Raw genomic sequence first — 17013 nt, forward strand, 5'->3', positions numbered from 1 at the left:
ACTGCGGGCAAAAAGTTCCGTCGGTTCAAGAAAGGCCAGGCGCAACTCGGCAAATCCGTACCCCTCCAACAGATTCCGAAACTTATTCTCCACGGCCCGCCAGCCAAAGCTGTCCGGCGGCAGGACTTCATTAAAGCCTTTGACTGTTTTAATGTGTAATTTTTTCATAGCTGCACCATAACTTATTATCGCCCCCCTTGACAACCGGAAATTAAGCCACGGGGAAATTTATCTGTAATCAGCGCCGAGGTCTCCGCCTCAAGAAATAAAAAACCTTGCTCTCCGGTCGACCAGAAGCGGGCTTCGGACCAGGGCCGAGGTAGGTTTGTTTTACCGCCCGGCCGAGGTTTTCCACCTTGCAAACACCAGCCCCCGGCCCGAACTGAAACCCGAGTCAGACTTTTCGGCAAAACTTCGATGGGATCGACGAGCAAGGCCAGAAGATCTACCTCTTCGGGCAGACAGGCCGGGTCCAGCTGCCCTCCGCCCCAGACCAGAGCTCGAAAATCACCATACCGGAAAAGTAGTGAAGGAGCCATCGCCAGCAACGCCGCCCTCCCCGAGTGCGGCAAGATAAGATCATTGGCTGGAGGGCCCAGCACTTCGATATCAACTCCAGCTAAATAAAAAGGATAAGCAAAAGAAGAGAGCTTGCGCCAGCGTACGCCGAAGTCTTCCCTGGTCCTTCGATTGAATTCCTGAAAGGGTGGATATCCGGTCCAGATACCATGATACCAGATTTCACGCACCTTGAATTGTTCAACCAAAAAAAGCAGGCCCCCAACCATTCCCTTCTGCGGTTCGGTCAGGACCAGGGTACTGATCCGCTTGATTTTCCGCCGCCAGCAATAAGGGGCTATCACCTGTTCCCCCAGAGAAAACGATGACTGTGGCCAGGAGCCCCCATTAAACAGCAAAGCCTCCCCCCCCGGCAATTCAAAAAGCAGGGTTTGGGGATGTCCGCCGACAAAAGCAGCCAGAGAAATTCTTTCCCGGCGCCGCTCCCGAACAAGACCAACCCAGTGCAGAAACAGGGCCGCAGAAAAAAGCAACACCATTGTCCCCGCGGCTTTGCGCTGACCTTTGCCGGTTGCCGCCAGCCAGGCCAGGCTCAGGAGTAAACCACCGAGAAAAAGGGTTTCATAACCAGTCAATTCCGACAGATAGCAACGACCTGAAGGCAGGTTTTCATGCAGCCGGAGAAGAACGGTCAGCATAAGTTTCAAAAACAAACCCAAAAGAGGCAACACCTGCGCCAGCAAAGCCGGAAAACCGACCAAAAAAAGACAGAGCATCCCCAAAGGCAAAATCAGCAGGGAAAACAGCGGCACCAGCACAAGATTTACCGGCAGCGCATACAGCGAAAGAAAATGTACCTGATTAACCAGCAATGGTGCGGTGGCCAGACTGATCGCCAACGATGAAAAGCCCAGAGAAAAGCAGCTTAGTAAACCGTTTTCCCAGTTTGGCGGCAGATACCGCCGGCAAAAGCCCGAGAACATGGAACTCCAGCAGCGACGGCTTTGCGGAAGTGACCATAAAAGAGCCGCCACGGCAATGAAGGAAAGTTGGAAGGAGAGCTCGAAAAGAGCCTGCGGCCAGCAGAAAAGAATAACTATAGCCGCCCCGATAAGAGCCGAAAAAGGATCTCGCAGACGTCGGCTAAGCAGGGCCGCGAGAAAAAAACCAGCCATGATCCCAGCTCGCATCACCGGCAGATGCAAACCCGTGAGCAAGAGATAGAACGGTATAAAAAGAAGGGTCAGCCCGGCCGCCCCGTTAAGGGTTCCGATCATCGGCGCCCACCTGCCCCCTAAGGACAACAAGGCTTTGCCCAGAAAAAAAACCAGGCCGACGACAATCCCAAGATGGAGACCGGAGATAGCAAAAAGATGAAAAACACCAAAATCCAGAAAGAGATGCCTGACCTTGTCCGGCAGGCGGTCACGACAACCGATCAGGACGGCCAGCATGATTCCAACCTCCGCATTATCACCACCGGCGGTCAGAAAAGCCCGATAGAAAAAGCGCCTGATACGGTCAACACGACCAAGAATCCCGGAGAAACGAGCCACCAGAAACAGATCTTCGAAACTTTCCAGGCGACCCCCGGCCACCACTCCGGAAACTCCGGAATTCTGAATTCTTTTGAGAAAAGGATGGCGGGGACCCGCCAATGACTTCAGTTCAACCTCGGCACTGATCAGATCACCGACCAGAGGCAGACGCGGGTCATCATAGGCCGAAATCGGCAGAAAGAGTTCAACTTCACCTCGCCCCGCAAGACGGCCCTGCAAGGGTTCGAGACAAAGTCGCCAGCCGGATTGAAGGCTTTGCGGAAAGGCGACCACGCGCCCGAAGAGTCTTTCGAAGGCTGGAGATTGCGCCAGCTGAACCTGAACTGAATTAAAATCCCTCCGCCGCCGTTCTAATTTGCCAAAAACCATTCCTCCCAGAAGCAGGGAGAACAAAAACAACAGCAGAAAGGAGCGAAAACAAAATTCAACCCGCAACCGGAACAAAAAATAACCATAGACGACAAACAGAGCTACCGGAAGCAGAAGAAGCGTGGTCGTCTCGGTCCCCCGGCAAACAGTCAACCAGATTACGGCAAGCAAAGTCAGCAGCGGCAAAAACAACGGCCGATAGACGATCTCGCGCGCCGGATTTTGCATCAATCACCAGATCAACTAACTATTTTATCAAGTTTTTCAACCAGCTGTCGGGCTTCAGGAGAAAGTTTTTTAGGCATAACGATTTTTAATTCAACAATTTGATCACCCGCCTCGCCATCCGCCATCTGCACCCCCTTGCCCCGCAAGCGCATTTTCTGCCCGTTCTGCACCCCCTCGCGCAGGCTCAACATGGCTTTGCCGGTAAAGGTCGGCACTTCGATGCGACCGCCAAGTAAAGCCATAGTCAGAGGCACCTCAACCTGACAAAGAAGATCCCGTCCCAGGAGCGAAAAAACCGGGTGCGGTCTGACCTTGACCGTCAGGATTAAATCACCAGCCGGACCGTTGTTGACCCCGGAATGTCCCTTTCCCTTAAGACGCAGACGACTGTCGTTAACGGTTCCGGGCGGAATCCTGACATTAACCTGCTGACCGTCAATCCTTAATTTGAGCTCCGTGCCCTGAACCGCTTCAGAGAAATCAATTTCGACCTGACGTTTGACATTGGCCCCACGTCGAGGTTCGGGATGTCCATGGAAGCCGCCCCCTCCACCAAAAAGATTGGCAAAGATATCCGAAGGGTCGCCCTGACCGCCTCGGGGATCGCCACTGCGGAAAGTAAAATTCCGCGCTCCCGCAGCGCCTGCGCCGCCAAAAAGATCGCTGAAATCAAAACCGCCGGCCCGAGCCCCGCTGAAACCGCCGCCCGCCTGTTGAAATGACTCACCAAAGGTATCGTAATCCTTCCTCTTTTTGGGATCACTCAAAACTTCGTAGGCTTCATTGACCTCTTTGAATTTTTTTTCGGCTTCCTTATCATCGTGCTTAAGATCAGGGTGATACAGCCGGGCTTTGGCTCGAAAAGCCTTTTTGATCTGGTCCTCTGAAGCCGTTTTATCAATTCCAAGTATTTTATAGTAATCTTTACCAGCCATGTAAGCAAACTCTCCGGGATAATCATTCAGATTCCGATCCTGTCTTCCCCCAAGGTAAAACCAGCCAGGCTTTAACTTACAGCTTTCAGTCGAAAACACATAAGCCTTACCGATTTATCGAATGACAGTATAGTCACGAAGGGCGGAATTGTAAAGAAAAGAGATTAATCCACCCCATAAAAAAAGCACCTTTTTACAAAGGTGCTTTTTCATCAAGAACGTAAAACTATCGACCATCAATTCTGATCGAGCACGTCCTTACGGGTGAGACGGATTTTACCCTGACGATCAACCTCAATAACCTTCACCATGACTTCATCACCTTCCTTCAGATAATCGCGCACGTCTCTAACCCGCTCTTCGGCAATCTGGGAAATATGCAGAAGACCATCGGTCCCCGGAAAGATTTCGACAAAGGCGCCAAAATCCATAATCCGCTGAACCTTTCCAAGATAGACTTTGCCAACCTCCGCTTCCTGGGTCAGTTCCCGAATCAAGGCAATCGCCAGTTCCGAGGCCTGGCCGTCGACCGAAGCGATTTTAATCTCACCACTATCCTCGATATCAATCTTGGCCCCGGATTTCTCAGTAATAGCGCGAATGTTTTTCCCTCCAGGTCCGATAACGTCCCGGATCTTGTCGGGATCAATGCGAATAGTCATGATCCGTGGTGCATAATCCGAGAGTTCAGCCCGGGGGGCCTGTAAAACCTCATCCATTTTATCAAGGATATGCAGACGACCGACTTTACCCTGGGCCAGAGCCTGGGCCATCACCTCTTTGCTGATCCCCGCGATCTTGATATCCATCTGAATCGCGGTAACCCCGGCTCGCGTACCGGCAACCTTAAAGTCCATATCCCCGACATGGTCCTCGTCACCCGAAATATCACTTAAAACGATAAACTGTCCCCCTTCCTGAACCAGTCCCATGGCGATCCCGGCGACCGGTGCCTTGATCGGCACCCCGGCATCCATCAGGGACAGACTGCCGCCACAGATACTGGCCATGGATGAAGAACCGTTGGACTCCGTGATATCGGAAACAATCCGCACCGTATAGGGGAATTTATCGGACTCCGGTAGGACTGCCTTCAGGGCTCTGCGGGCCAAGGTACCATGACCGATTTCGCGTCTTCCCGGCCCTCTCAGAAAACGGGCTTCACCGACGCTGAAAGGCGGAAAGTTGTAATGCAACATAAAACTGTCAGAAGAATTTCCTCGCAGGGAATCAATCCGCTGTTCATCAACGGAAGTCCCCAGAGTGGTAGTAACCACAGCCTGAGTTTCACCTCGAGTAAAAAGAGCCGAGCCGTGAACCCGGGGAAGAAAGGAAACCTCGCAGCTAATATCACGAATCTCGCCGATACCGCGACCGCCGATACGCACGCCCTGAGTAGAGATCTGCCGGCGAATTGCGGCCCCTAGGCGAGCCTCGAAAACCTCACCCAGATCATGATCTGGAATTTCCGCCAGGGCCAGAGACGCCCGGATTTCATCCTTCAAGTCACTGAAATAATTCTGTCTTTCGAGTTTATCGGAAATCTGCAGACCATCCTCAAAACGACCGGCAAACTTAACCTCGACCAGCGCCGTCAGATCAGGATTGATAACCGGAGCCACAACCTCTCTTTTTTTCAGTCCCACCTGATTCGCCATCTCCAGCTGCGCCGTGATAAAAGGCTGGGCTGCCTGATGGCCAAGCTCAAGCGCTTCGAGCATAACCTGCTCATCGACTTCCTTAGCTCCACCTTCAACCATGACCACCGCCTCCCGAGTACAAGCCATGATCACGTCGAGATCACTCTCGTCTATCTCGGCAAAAACCGGGTTAACGATGAAACTCTCGTTAACCCTGGCCACCCGGACCGCAGCTACCGGCCCGTTGAAAGGAATATCGGAAACCATCAATGCGGCCGAAGCCCCGGTCAAAGCCAGAATCGCGGGATCGTTGACATTATCGGTCGACATGACCGTCGCTATAATCTGAGTTTCACAGGTAAATCCTTTTGGAAACAGGGGCCGTAAAGGACGGTCAATCAAACGTGAGGTCAGGGTTTCACGGTCACTTAAACGGCCTTCACGTTTAAAAAAACCTCCAGGGATTTTCCCGGCGGCATAAGTTTTCTCCTGATAATCAACCGTCAGAGGGAAAAAATCAATCCCCTCTCTGCCGCTACGGGCCGCCACGGCCGTGACCAGGACCATGGTATCACCCTGACGCACCATAACCGCCCCATTGGCCTGTTTAGCGATTTTACCAGACTCGAAACTCACCTCGCTTCCATCTACTTCTACGTGACAATACTTTTTCATCTTCTCTCCACTTCTCTCTTTTTCGTCAACTTGCAATAACTTCTCACTCCATCATCACTTGCCGCCGACCCCCGGTTCTTTCCGCAGGCCCGTTTAACGCCAAATAAATCAAATTTTAAAAAAAAGAAAACTGCCTTCAGCCTGTGTTTCTGAAGGCAGTTTCCATGACCAGCCATAACTTTCTCTTGCAGACCCAGCCCAGTTCGAACCCCCTTAACGCCTTAGACCCAAGCTACCGATAACATCTTTATAACGCTTAAACTCTTTCCTTTTCAAATAATCAAGCAAACGACGTCTCTGCCCGACCAACTTCAAAAGACCGCGACGAGAATGAAAATCGTGCTTATGGACCTTAAAATGATCCGTCAGATAGGTAATCCGCTCACTAAGCAATGCAATCTGTACCTCCGGGGACCCGGTATCACTCTCATGCAATCTGTATTTCTCAATAATATCCGACTTCTGTCCACATGCAAACGCCATTGGAATTTTTCTCCTCTTATCCTTCTTGGAACCTGTTTAATATGCTAATATATCATTTTATAATGGCGATCCCGCCCTCTACCAGCCGCTTTCCCCTTTTGGGATTCCTACCATAAAGCTTAAGCCTTGTAAAGTTTTTGTTTTCTAAAAAGCTTTATGCCTTTCCGGAACCGTCATGACCCTGAGCAGACGCAACAGCGAGTCTTCCGACGTTTTCTCAAGACGCGCCAGAGCCAGCACACTATCGGTTTTATCCAGCAATAACACCTGTTGATCTGCTGGCCAACTGGAAGGGATGCGATCCTTCACCGCTTCCCGGACCAATGGCAAACCGTGAGCGATATCTCGCAAACTTTCATTGTCATCGATCCGCAGGCAGGGCAAATGAGTCAGCGCCTGTTGCGGTGCAAGCAGTGGTAAAAGCTGACCGGTCGACACCATTTCCGTCAGAGCAGGCAGAGAAAGGGCTCTTTCAAGAGTAAAAGGGCCACTTGCTTCCCGGCATAAAGACCAGATTCGCGCACCGCAACCCAGATCCCGCCCCACATCCGCAGCCAACGATCTGACATAGGTTCCGCGAGAACAACAAACCCGAAAAGCCGCCAACGGGGAGTTCCAGGACAGGAGTTCAAAACCGTCGATTTCAATCCGGCGTTCCGGGGCTTCAACTGCAATCCCGGAACGAGCATAAGCATACAGAGGGCGTCCTTTAGTCTTGATCGCGGAGTATAGGGGCGCGGTCTGCAATAAGGATCCGTGATAGCGTTCAAAAACCTCGGCAATCCGGCTCGCACTGAAATCCAGCGGACCGGCAAAGCGAGCCGTGACCTGACCGTCTCGATCCAGAGTGTCGGTCTCGACCCCAAATTCTATCTCCCCACTGTAAACCTTGCGACCCTCGTCAAGATATTGAATCAGCCGAGTCGCCCGGTTCAAAGCCAACGGCAAAACCCCGGTAGCCAGGGGATCAAGGGTTCCGGTATGCCCAACCTTACGGCATCCCAGCAGCCGTTTAACCTGAGCGACCACCTGCTGCGAAGTCAGCCCCGTGGGTTTATCAAGGACAAGAAAAGCGTCTTCGTTCAACAAAGGAGAAAATCCACTACTGAAGGCGCCCATCGACCAGAGCAAAAACGTGTTCAATCAATTCCGGCAGTCTGCCATCCAGGCGACAGCCGGCCGCATTATGATGGCCCCCGCCGCCGAATTCGGCCGCCAGCTGAGCCACGTTAACGGTACCACGTGAGCGAAAACTGAGTTTGTATCGTCCGGGAGCCGTTTCACGGGCCATAAATGCCACTTCCACACCCATAATTGAACGAGGATAATTAACCATTCCGTCAGTGTATTCACTATTGGTACCGGTCTCATCAAACATCGCCTGAGTGATGGAGATCGCGGCCACCTTGCCCGAAGCGGAGAGTTTCAGACTGCCGAGAACCAGGCCCAGGAGTTTGATCCGCCCGAGCGGCTGGCTTTCGTAAACCTGCTGCGTGACTATCCAGGGTTCAACGCCACGGGCTACCAGATCACCGGCGATGGCAAATGAATTAGGGGTTGAATTTGAATAACGAAACGACCCGGTATCGGTTAAAATCGCGGTATACAGATTCAGCGCCACATCCAGTCTGAAGCCCGGATAAAGGCAGAGAGCCAAATCATAAATCAACTCTCCGGTGGCACAGGCATAAGGATAAACGAGATTGATATCGGCTGAATAAGCCGTTGTCAGATGATGATCAATGCAGAGAGAGCGTTCATACCCCCGCCAACCGGCCAGCTCCTCACCGGCTCGTTCTATCTCGCTGCAGTCAAGCAGACACAGGAGGTCACAATGTTCAGGCAGGCTGTTGACAAAAAACTCGTCGGCCCCGGGCAGAAAAGTCAGACTGTAAGGAATTTTGTCACGATTGTAGACCGCAACCTTTTTGCCCAGTTTCCGCAGAATCAAAGCCCAGGCCAGCGAGGAACCGATGGCATCTCCATCCGGATCAACATGACTGGCGATCACAATACTTCCGGCCTTCTGGACGGCAGCCAGAGCCATCACCTTCTGCTCCGCTTCAATCAGACTGCTCACCACTCTCTTCCTTTCTGATCCGACCGAAAACCTCCTCCAGATGCTCGCCCTTATCGATACTGTCATCGTAACGAAACTGCATTTCAGGAATCCTTTTCAAATGCAGTCTGCGCCCGATCTCACGACGCATAAAACCGGCCGTACTGTTCAGACCAGCCAGGGTTGCATTTTTCTCATCGGCATTCCCCAGGACCGTATAATAGACAAACGCCTGGCTCAAATCAGGAGCCACTTCAACGTCCTGAACCGTGATAAAACCAATTCTGGGATCTTTGATCTCCCGTTGCAACATGGCCGAGATCTCAACCTTAAGCTGATCGCCGATACGCCGGCACCGCTGATTACGTTCCTTCATCTAATTTTTCACTCCACCGTACACCTCAGCCGGCCCGGTTGCAACAGTGCTGCCGATAAAAGTGTTCTAAAGCTTAGCCGCGACCTCTTCCATGACAAAGGCCTCAATCACATCCCCGGGCTTGATGTCATTATAATTTTCAATACCAATACCGCACTCAAAACCGGTGGCAACTTCCTTGGCATCATCCTTAAACCTTTTCAAGGATGAGATTCTGCCTTCAACAATCACCACATCATCGCGCAACAGCCGCACCTGAGCATTACGTTTGACCTTGCCGTCAACCACCCGGCAACCGGCAATCATCCCCACCTTGGAAACCATGAAAGCCTGGCGGACCTCGGCCCGGCCCAGATAGACTTCACGTACTTCCGGAGCCAGCAGACCCTCCATCGCCATCCGTAAATCCTCGATGAGATCATAAATCACCGAATAAAGTCGGATATCTACATGCTCATGTTCGGCCAGATGCTGGGCTTTAAGGTCAGGGCGAACATTGAAAGCCACGATTATAGCACGAGAAGCGGCCGCCAGCATGACATCGGCCTCTTTGACCCCGCCAACCGCGGCATGCACGACCTCGACCTTGACCTTGGTGGTCGCCTGTTTCTTCAGGGCTTCGCTGACGGCTTCGACCGAGCCTTGCACATCACCCTTGACAATGACATTGAGCTGTTCAACCGCACCCTCTTCCATCTGTTCAAAAAGATCTTCTAGGGAGATTTTACTGGTTTTTGAAATTTCCTGTTCCCGAGCCTTATGCTGCCGGTTACTGGTCAGTTCCTTGGCTTGTTTTTCAGACTTGACAATATTGAAATCGTCACCTGCGGACGGAACGCCACTCAACCCCAAGACCTCTACCGGTGTCGATGGTCCGGCGCTGTCAACCGTCTCGCCCATGTCATTGATCAGGGCCCGAACCCGGCCGCTGTAAAGTCCCGCAACCGCTAAATCACCCTGTTTGACCGTCCCATCCTGAACCAGAATCGTCGCGACCGGCCCTTTGCCCCGATCCAGGCGTGATTCCAGAACCACACCGCGAGCCGCCTTATCAGGGTTGGCGCTCAGCTCCATCATCTCGGCCTGAAGAAGGATCATCTCCAGCAAGGTATCCAGATTGAGTCTCTGTTTGGCTGAGACTTCCACAAAAATGGTTTGTCCACCCCATTCCTCGGCGATCAGACCATATTCACTGAGCTGTCGACGCACTTCATCGGGCCGGGCATTGTCCTTATCTATCTTATTGATCGCAACTATTATCGGCACATTCGCGGCTTTAGCGTGATTGATTGATTCAATGGTAGTGGGCATAACCCCGTCATCGGCAGCCACCACCAGAATAACAATATCGGTAACTCCAGCTCCACGTGAACGCATTGACGTAAACGCCTCATGTCCTGGGGTATCGACAAAAGAAATATCTCCCCTGGGCAGGGAAACCATATAGGCTCCGATGTGCTGGGTAATACCACCGGCCTCTCCATCCGCGACCTTAGTCAGGCGAATGGCATCAAGCAGCGAGGTTTTACCGTGGTCGACATGGCCCATAATGGTCACCACCGGAGGACGGCTGACCAGATCCTCGGGCTTATCCTCAACCAAGTCGAGCACCAGGTCTTCGTCAAAAGCGACATTTTCTACCGTATGCCCATATTCTTCGGCAACCAGACTGGCGGTTTCAAAATCGATCATCTGATTGATGGTCACCATATTGCCGAGACTCATCAATTTTGCGATAACCTCGCCGGCTTTAATCCCCATTTTTCTAGCTAATTCACCGACACTGATCGCATCAGTAATCTTAACTACGCGCTTGCTCAATTTCGGCAGCGTGATCTCCGTTTTCTGACCGGATTTTTTCTTGAGACCGCGGCGCCGTCCTTTTCCACCGCGGTCATCGGCAAAATCAAGATTTTTAATAACCGCCCGCCGAGACGCCTTACGGCTGCGACTGTCATCATTAGCGAAAGCCGCCCCACCCCCTTCCTTCTTCCGGGATTTACGCCCCTTCTTGGACGCAACCATCCGATCTTCAACCGTCTCTTTACCAGGTTGAACAACCTCAACCGGTGGAGCGACCGGAGCCACGACCGAAGGTTCTCCGTCGGTTTTCTTAAACTTGTCACGCGCCGGTCGGACCGACGCCTGTAGGCCGAGTTCACCTAAGGCCACTCGCCCGATTACGCGGGCGCCCCGGGCGCCGGTACGCCCGCTTTTCGGTTTTCGTTCCGTCATTATCGCGGCAGCACGAGCCGCCTCGGTATCTTCCACTTCGGACTCCGAAACTTTCGACTCAGGCAGACCTGCGGAAGCCGGTATCGCCGAGTCAGGCTTGGTATCCGGGCTGAGGCTGTCTGCGACAGCGCTCTGAGGGAGCACTTCGGCGACTTCCATCTCGACCCGACTCGCAGGGGTTTCGGAACTCTCAGGGGTCGGCAACTCAGCCTCCGTTGGCGCCAGCGGGACCTCACCGGGCACCGACCTTTCATCCTCAGCCGAATGCTCTTCCGCCGGCGCAACCTGTAACGACTCGGTGTCCTGCGTCACCTCGGCTGCAGCCGTATCGCTTTCCAACGCGTCACGCTCCCGAGTCTTCACTTCGGAAGTGAAAACTTCAGCGGGCTCCGTTGGTTCGGCTTCGACAAAATCGGGTTCATCAGACTCGGAAACGGGCTCCACTTCATCGACCTCATCCGGTGACAAAGCTTTAGCAGAACTTATATCGGCTGACTCGGGAACGTCTTTTACCCGCCGCCGGAGAACCCCTGAAGCTACTCTTTTTTCGACGACATCAGGTCCCTGATGTTGATTGCACCAAGCCTTGACTCGATCAACATCGATTTCCTCAAGAGGAGTAAATTTGGTACTGACCTCAATCCCCAGAGTTTCCAGTATAGAAAAAAGTTCAGGTTCTTTAAGTTTGAGAGCCCGAGACAATTCATAAACCTTGGTTTTCTTTTTTTCCCTCAGAATCAAGGTCAGCTACCCCCTAAAAGATCAGTTATCAGCAATTTTACGGACCTCATTAAAACACAAGTCTTCCGCAACCAGAAAATTCAATCACTCTGACATCATCAAAATGTCAGCAGCATTGCATTTATGGAATACACCAGTAGAAATTTCAGCCATGGCGTCACAAAAACATGTCCATTCGAATAAACCTCGCACCGGGCAGGTGATGAAGTTAATCGCTTTACCTGTTTTACGGGCACCCGAAACTTTTTTACCAAAGCCATCTTTATATCTGTGCCTACAACCTGCTTGAAAGCAGCTGAGCCGCTTTCTTCCGCCACAGTCAGATCCGTCACGATTCAGACAGCCGCAGCAGCGCCAGGCGGTCTTTCTCTGTCAAGGCTTCTGCGCCGGGGATCTGCCGACTCAGACGGCGCCGACCTCTGAGAAAAGCGCCCAGGCATTCCGCATTCTTACAGAGGTAATGTCCGCGGCCTGGAGCCCGGTGGTCACGATCCCAAACCAGTCTGTCTTCCACCTTGACGAATCGGCAAAGATTATTTTTTAATGTCTTCTGTCGACAAATCAGACAGCTGCGCAAAGGTCCTGAAAGAGGTTCAGGAAAGATTGCCGCCGTTTTCTGGCTCAAGTTCTTCCTCTTCGGAAATCTCAGGGCCGCTTCCCGCGGCCATCGTTTCCGGCGCATCAGCCTTAAAACTCAGCTCGGCACCGTTTGCGCTCGCCGAGGCTTCCGCTTCGGCCGTCTCAAGCTGCGCTGCAACCACCCCCGCAGCTTCGGGAAGCGCAGGCTTTTCCATTGCCGCACGACGTTCGTGGTAGACCTCCACGGCCCGTTCAATGAGCCGTTGTGGGTTTACCCCTTCAGTGCCAATGATATCCGTGAGTTCGGCAACAGAGCTGCCGGCAATATCCTCAATTTTCCGAAAACCATTGTCATAAAGCAACTCCATGGCCGTATTATTGAAACCTTCGAGACCGGCCAAAGGAGAAAACAACTGATCAAAATCACTGGCAACCCGGGATGCTGATTTGACATCCAACTTCCAACCGGTCAATTTCGCCGCCAGGCGAACGTTGAGCCCGCGCCGCCCGATAGCCAGGGAAAGCTGCTCATCGAGAACCACAATCTCCATCATGTGTTTCTCTTCATCAAGAATGATCTTGTTAATTTCAGCCGGTGAAATCGCGTTGCAAACATAACGGACGGGATCCGGATTCCAGCGAATGATATCAATCTTTTCACCTTTGAGTTCCTGGACCACATTCTGGACCCGGGAGCCTCTGACCCCAACGCAGGCTCCAACCGGATCGACATCATGATCATTGGTTGAAACCGCGATTTTGGCCCTGACCCCAGGCTCCCGAGTGGCTCCCATGATCTTGATGACGCCTTCAAAAATCTCTGGTACCTCGACCTCAAAGAGACGGATCAGAAATCCGGGATGGGTTCGAGATAGCACGATTTTCGGACCTTTGGCGGCAATTTCAACCTTCAGCAGATACGCACGAATCCGCTCCCCCTGGCGAAAATTCTCACGGGGAATCGTTTCGGAGCGCGGCAGGATGGCCTCGGTCGTCCCCAGATTGACAATCAGGTTACCCCGTTCAACCCGCTGCACCGTGCCGCTGATGATCTCCCCGACCTTTTCATGATACTCCTCATAGATACTTTCCCGCTCGGCTTCCCTGATCTTCTGCATGATAACCTGTTTGGCCGTCTGAGCCGCAATCCGGCCAAAATCATCGGTTTCAAGTTTGAGTCCGAGACTGTCGCCAACCTCGGCTTCAGGGTCGATTTCCAAGGCCTCATGCAGGGATATCTGGTAGTATGAATTTTCTACATTCTCGACGACTTCGACAAATTCGAAAAGCTCAATCTGGCCGGTCTCTTCATCATAAGAAGCCTCTATTTCGCGCGCCGCACCAAGCTTTTTCTTGGACGCAGTAACCATTGCCGATTCAATTGCCTCAATCAGAATCTCTTTAGGAATATTCTTCTCTTTACTGACCTGATCAAGGATAAAGTTAAGACTTGAGGACATAGGTTGAGATATCTCCCTCAATGAGAAAAAAGACGATCACTCACGACCATCCACCGTTAAAATATTTTGTCAAAATCATAGACCAGATTACACTTTGCCGTCTCGTCCAGGGGGACGACAAAGGTTTGCCCATCGACTTCAAGGGTCACGGTCAAAGGATTTTCCTGGCAAGTGCGCAGAATACCCTTGAAACGCCGCCGACCGTCAAGGGGACGAGCCAGCCTGATTTTGATGGTTTCCCCATAACAGCCCTGAAAATCCTGAATCCGGCTTAAGCGACGGTTCAAGCCAGGAGAAGAAATCTCAAGGTTATAACGCCCCGGAATAAGATCCTCCACATCCAGAAGAGCGCCAAACATTCGACTAACGTGAGCACAGTCATCCAGCGTGACCCCGGCCGCGCAATCGATATAAAGCCGCAGAACAGAACCGCCCTCGCCTGAGCTAAACTCCAGGTCATTGAGTTCGTAACCAAGATTTCCAAGCAGGTCCACCGCCAGCTCCCGAATTCGGCTTAGCCGGTCACCTGTAACTGCTGATTCAACCATCATCTCAATCTATCTGCATTATAATCTGAACAACTAGATAAAAAAAGTGGGCCCCGTCAAGAGCCCACTTGCAAAAAAGCCGCTACCGGCAAAATTTTTTCTGCAAACCTATAAGGTGCTACCATTTTCCCAAACAAAAAGCAAGTTATTAATTCAAACAAACCGCCTTTTTCCGTAAAAAACAATATCCCCCATCTTTCCGACGAAAAATCATTTCCCCACCGCCAGGAGGTTTTACTTCAGAAAACATCCGCTGTAAAAACATACATTCTGATTCCGGGATATCGCCAACAGTCCGCCGGCAGTCCCGCTTTGTGACAAGTATGTGTCAGAAATTCTGCTCGAGTCCACCCATACTCCGTTGCCACCTGGGGCAACAGCAGGCCTGAAGCCGATCCACGGCAAAGCAAAAGCCCATGTTTGCCGACTTCAACCTGACGAGGGTCTTCAATCTCCACCAGAGGGCTCAGAACTGAAAGCTCAATGTTGATATCAGGCCACTCGGATAGCTGCAGTTTGGGGAATCTGGGATCCTTAAAAGCTGCGGCCAGAGCCATTTCCGCAACCGTCTGATACAATGGTTTCATGGCTTCGACATACCCGATACAGCCCCGCAAATGTCCGGCTTTATAGAGGGTCACGAAGCCCCCTCTTTTTTCCTTAAGAATCTCACGCTTCGGAACCTCCACAGGTTCTTCACGACCCTCCAGACGAGCTTTGATCTGCGCCGCCGCCACCCCCTTGAGATAATCCTTATCCGCTACGGAAAGTCCGCAGGCACACCGTTCCTGTTCCATGCACCCCCTCTGTCATCAGGGTCAAACTGCGACCCTGTCTTCTTCAGGCATTACTTAAATAACGCCGCGGCAAGATAGCCGACGACCCGGCGATTATCGCCGCAGACCTCGCCGGAATGTCGGTAAGCCAGAATCCGCGCACGCCTGGCCCCCAGTTGCTGCGCCGCCAGCATTACTGCCAGCAGAGGGCCTGCGCCACAGGCTTCAGCCGTACCGCTTTCAACCAGATGCCAAAAAAGGTCCGGGTCAAAAGCGGCGATCGCATCCAGCACCCCCCGGTCGAGACGGCCGGCAGTGGCGGCGTCATGAAAATGCGAAAGATCTGTGCTGGCAACCAGCAGGACGCGGCGCTGATCCGCGACCTGAGTCAGAATCAACGCCAACTGCCGTGCCGCGGCCTGGCTTTGCCGACCCATAATAATCGGCAACAATTGAAAATCACCCAGGGCAACCTGCAGAAAAGGCAACTGCACTTCCAGGGAATGCTCCTGACGATGGGCTTCCGGGTGAAAGTTTACCGCCGCAGATTTCCCGATCAGCTCCATTGCCAGACAACGCTCAACCGGAACGCGTCCCAATGGCGTCAGATAATCCCCTGCGGTATAAATGGAAAACCCGCTGAAAAGATGGTGGTGGGAGGGCGCCACAATAACCACCAGGTCAAACTTCAAACCTTGCACCAGGCGATAAGCGCTTCCGGCCACCGTTCCGGAGAAGCTGTAACCGGCATGGGGTGAAACCAGAGCGACAAGTTCTCCGTCTATCGCCCTTGGCGCTTCAGCCGCCGCCAGATAAGCCTCAATCTCTCGACGCAGTCGCGCAGCATCATGGCTGTAAAAGGTTCCGGCAACCGCCGGCGGACGATCTCTTCCGGGCTCCATGCTTTTTCCCTCCCTAAACCCCAGCTGTCTTCTCAACACAGTCCCCATGCCCGACCGCCAGCAAAAAACCTGCCGGCGTACGGCCTCAGGTTTAATAAACCTTCAAGCAACACGACCGGACGAGCTCAGGCGAATTGCAAGAAAGCTGCTGTACAACTCAAGGATACGCACTTCGGCGGAATTAAAGGCAACGGTTTTTCGGTTCCGCAAAACCAGCAAAACCCCCAGGCTTCGGGATTCTTCCCGCACGAACATGGGGAAAGCCAGAATTCGGCCGGGAACCCAGAATTCAGCCAGCTGGCAAGCCTGCAAAGCACCCTCCGGAGGTTTTTCCTTTGTCCAGCATACGATTTGCTGAAAAAACCTGATTTACAATATCATCCTGCCCCGGCAGCAGAGCCCTGCCGGCCAGAATCCGGACCAGCGCGCCGCCGCCATAACAAAAACCCGGCGCCAGCCCCCGCCTTTTCGAGCCCGGAAGGTAGACAACAAAAGCCTCAAGCCCAAGAGCCTCAGAAACATGTCCCGCCGTGGCCTCGACATAGCCGGAGAAACCTCTCTCCACCAAGGTCTGTTCCGATATTTTCAACGATAATTCATAGAGAGCGCTACGGTCAACATGACGTTTCAGAGAGAAAGCCTCCGTACCCGAGTTTCCATCAAGGGCATCTTCAAGACGAAGCCCGTCCAGGGCTATGTCAAGAGTTGCGGCCGTCGCGGAAATTTCGTCACCAAGAGTCCTGAGAAGCTCCCTGAAACCCTCTTCATCCACGGAGAGAAAAGCTCGCGCCTGCGCCAGCATGACTTTCTCCTGCGCCCAAAATGAAGTTTGCCCCTCTTGGTCATGATCATTATCGCCCCGCCATTCAAGCAGGTGCGCCATCTGATTAGCCAGTACCACGAAAGCCCCGGTCCCAAGCGGCAGCCCC

The 17013-nt window shown here is 52.6% G+C and carries 17 protein-coding genes; 1 reads left to right on the forward strand and 16 read right to left on the reverse strand.

Annotation, left to right across the window (positions count from 1 at the left end; genetic code table 11):
* The 4 genes from ENN66_05110 to pnp form a co-directional block, all read right to left on the reverse strand.
* A partial coding sequence (locus ENN66_05110) for a histidine--tRNA ligase (GenBank protein ID HDS15978.1) occupies nucleotides 1–168 on the reverse strand: 168 nt, incomplete at its 3' end.
* A gap of 17 nt (nucleotides 169–185) precedes the next feature.
* Nucleotides 186–2675, reverse strand: coding sequence for a hypothetical protein (locus ENN66_05115; GenBank protein HDS15979.1), 2490 nt, complete (start codon nucleotides 2673–2675; stop codon nucleotides 186–188).
* A gap of 11 nt (nucleotides 2676–2686) precedes the next feature.
* Nucleotides 2687–3610 (reverse strand): J domain-containing protein, encoded by a 924-nt coding sequence (locus tag ENN66_05120; protein ID HDS15980.1) that lies wholly within the window; start codon nucleotides 3608–3610, stop codon nucleotides 2687–2689.
* Between the two features lie 236 nt (nucleotides 3611–3846).
* Nucleotides 3847–5925, reverse strand: coding sequence for a polyribonucleotide nucleotidyltransferase (gene pnp / locus ENN66_05125; protein ID HDS15981.1), 2079 nt, complete (start codon nucleotides 5923–5925; stop codon nucleotides 3847–3849).
* 174 nt (nucleotides 5926–6099) lie between these two features.
* Here pnp and ENN66_05130 point away from each other — a divergent pair, with 174 nt between their 5' ends.
* On the forward strand, nucleotides 6100–6150 hold the full coding sequence (locus tag ENN66_05130; protein ID HDS15982.1) for a hypothetical protein: 51 nt from the start codon (nucleotides 6100–6102) through the stop codon (nucleotides 6148–6150).
* On the opposite strand, the gene ENN66_05135 is transcribed toward ENN66_05130, so the two are convergent.
* The 12 genes from ENN66_05135 to ENN66_05190 form a co-directional block, all read right to left on the reverse strand.
* The gene (locus ENN66_05135) at nucleotides 6139–6408 is read right to left on the reverse strand and encodes a 30S ribosomal protein S15 (protein HDS15983.1); all 270 of its coding nucleotides are present in this window, start codon (nucleotides 6406–6408) and stop codon (nucleotides 6139–6141) included. The genes ENN66_05130 and ENN66_05135 overlap by 12 nt on opposite strands.
* A gap of 144 nt (nucleotides 6409–6552) precedes the next feature.
* Nucleotides 6553–7551 carry a tRNA pseudouridine(55) synthase TruB gene (gene truB, locus ENN66_05140; protein HDS15984.1) on the reverse strand — a complete coding sequence of 333 codons (999 nt, stop codon included), beginning with the start codon at nucleotides 7549–7551 and terminating at the stop codon, nucleotides 6553–6555.
* The gene (locus ENN66_05145; GenBank protein HDS15985.1) at nucleotides 7511–8554 is read right to left on the reverse strand and encodes a bifunctional oligoribonuclease/PAP phosphatase NrnA; all 1044 of its coding nucleotides are present in this window, start codon (nucleotides 8552–8554) and stop codon (nucleotides 7511–7513) included. Before ENN66_05145 ends, truB begins: the two co-directional genes overlap by 41 nt.
* Nucleotides 8472–8843, reverse strand: a complete 372-nt coding sequence (gene rbfA, locus ENN66_05150) for a 30S ribosome-binding factor RbfA (protein ID HDS15986.1) — start codon at nucleotides 8841–8843, stop codon at nucleotides 8472–8474. The genes ENN66_05145 and rbfA overlap by 83 nt, the downstream gene beginning before the upstream one ends.
* Before the next feature lie 66 nt (nucleotides 8844–8909).
* Nucleotides 8910–11813 (reverse strand): translation initiation factor IF-2, encoded by a 2904-nt coding sequence (locus ENN66_05155; GenBank protein HDS15987.1) that lies wholly within the window; start codon nucleotides 11811–11813, stop codon nucleotides 8910–8912.
* Between the two features lie 104 nt (nucleotides 11814–11917).
* A complete protein-coding gene (locus ENN66_05160; protein HDS15988.1) occupies nucleotides 11918–12151 on the reverse strand; it encodes a hypothetical protein in 234 nt (77 codons plus the stop codon).
* Nucleotides 12148–12501: a YlxR family protein gene (locus ENN66_05165; protein ID HDS15989.1), complete on the reverse strand. Its 354-nt coding sequence runs from the start codon at nucleotides 12499–12501 to the stop codon at nucleotides 12148–12150. Before ENN66_05165 ends, ENN66_05160 begins: the two co-directional genes overlap by 4 nt.
* Nucleotides 12413–13858, reverse strand: a complete 1446-nt coding sequence (nusA, locus tag ENN66_05170; GenBank protein HDS15990.1) for a transcription termination/antitermination protein NusA — start codon at nucleotides 13856–13858, stop codon at nucleotides 12413–12415. Before nusA ends, ENN66_05165 begins: the two co-directional genes overlap by 89 nt.
* A gap of 56 nt (nucleotides 13859–13914) precedes the next feature.
* On the reverse strand, nucleotides 13915–14409 hold the full coding sequence (locus tag ENN66_05175) for a ribosome maturation factor RimP (protein HDS15991.1): 495 nt from the start codon (nucleotides 14407–14409) through the stop codon (nucleotides 13915–13917).
* Between the two features lie 236 nt (nucleotides 14410–14645).
* The gene (gene amrA / locus ENN66_05180) at nucleotides 14646–15203 is read right to left on the reverse strand and encodes an AmmeMemoRadiSam system protein A (protein ID HDS15992.1); all 558 of its coding nucleotides are present in this window, start codon (nucleotides 15201–15203) and stop codon (nucleotides 14646–14648) included.
* A gap of 50 nt (nucleotides 15204–15253) precedes the next feature.
* Nucleotides 15254–16132, reverse strand: a complete 879-nt coding sequence (gene amrB, locus ENN66_05185) for an AmmeMemoRadiSam system protein B (protein ID HDS15993.1) — start codon at nucleotides 16130–16132, stop codon at nucleotides 15254–15256.
* Nucleotides 16133–16186: 54 nt separating this feature from the next.
* Nucleotides 16187–16396, reverse strand: a complete 210-nt coding sequence (locus tag ENN66_05190) for a hypothetical protein (protein ID HDS15994.1) — start codon at nucleotides 16394–16396, stop codon at nucleotides 16187–16189.
* Nucleotides 16397–17013: the final 617 nt, after the last annotated feature.

The organism is Pseudomonadota bacterium (assembly GCA_011049115.1).
Classification (GTDB): Bacteria; Desulfobacterota; Anaeroferrophillalia; order Anaeroferrophillales; family Tharpellaceae; genus DSCM01.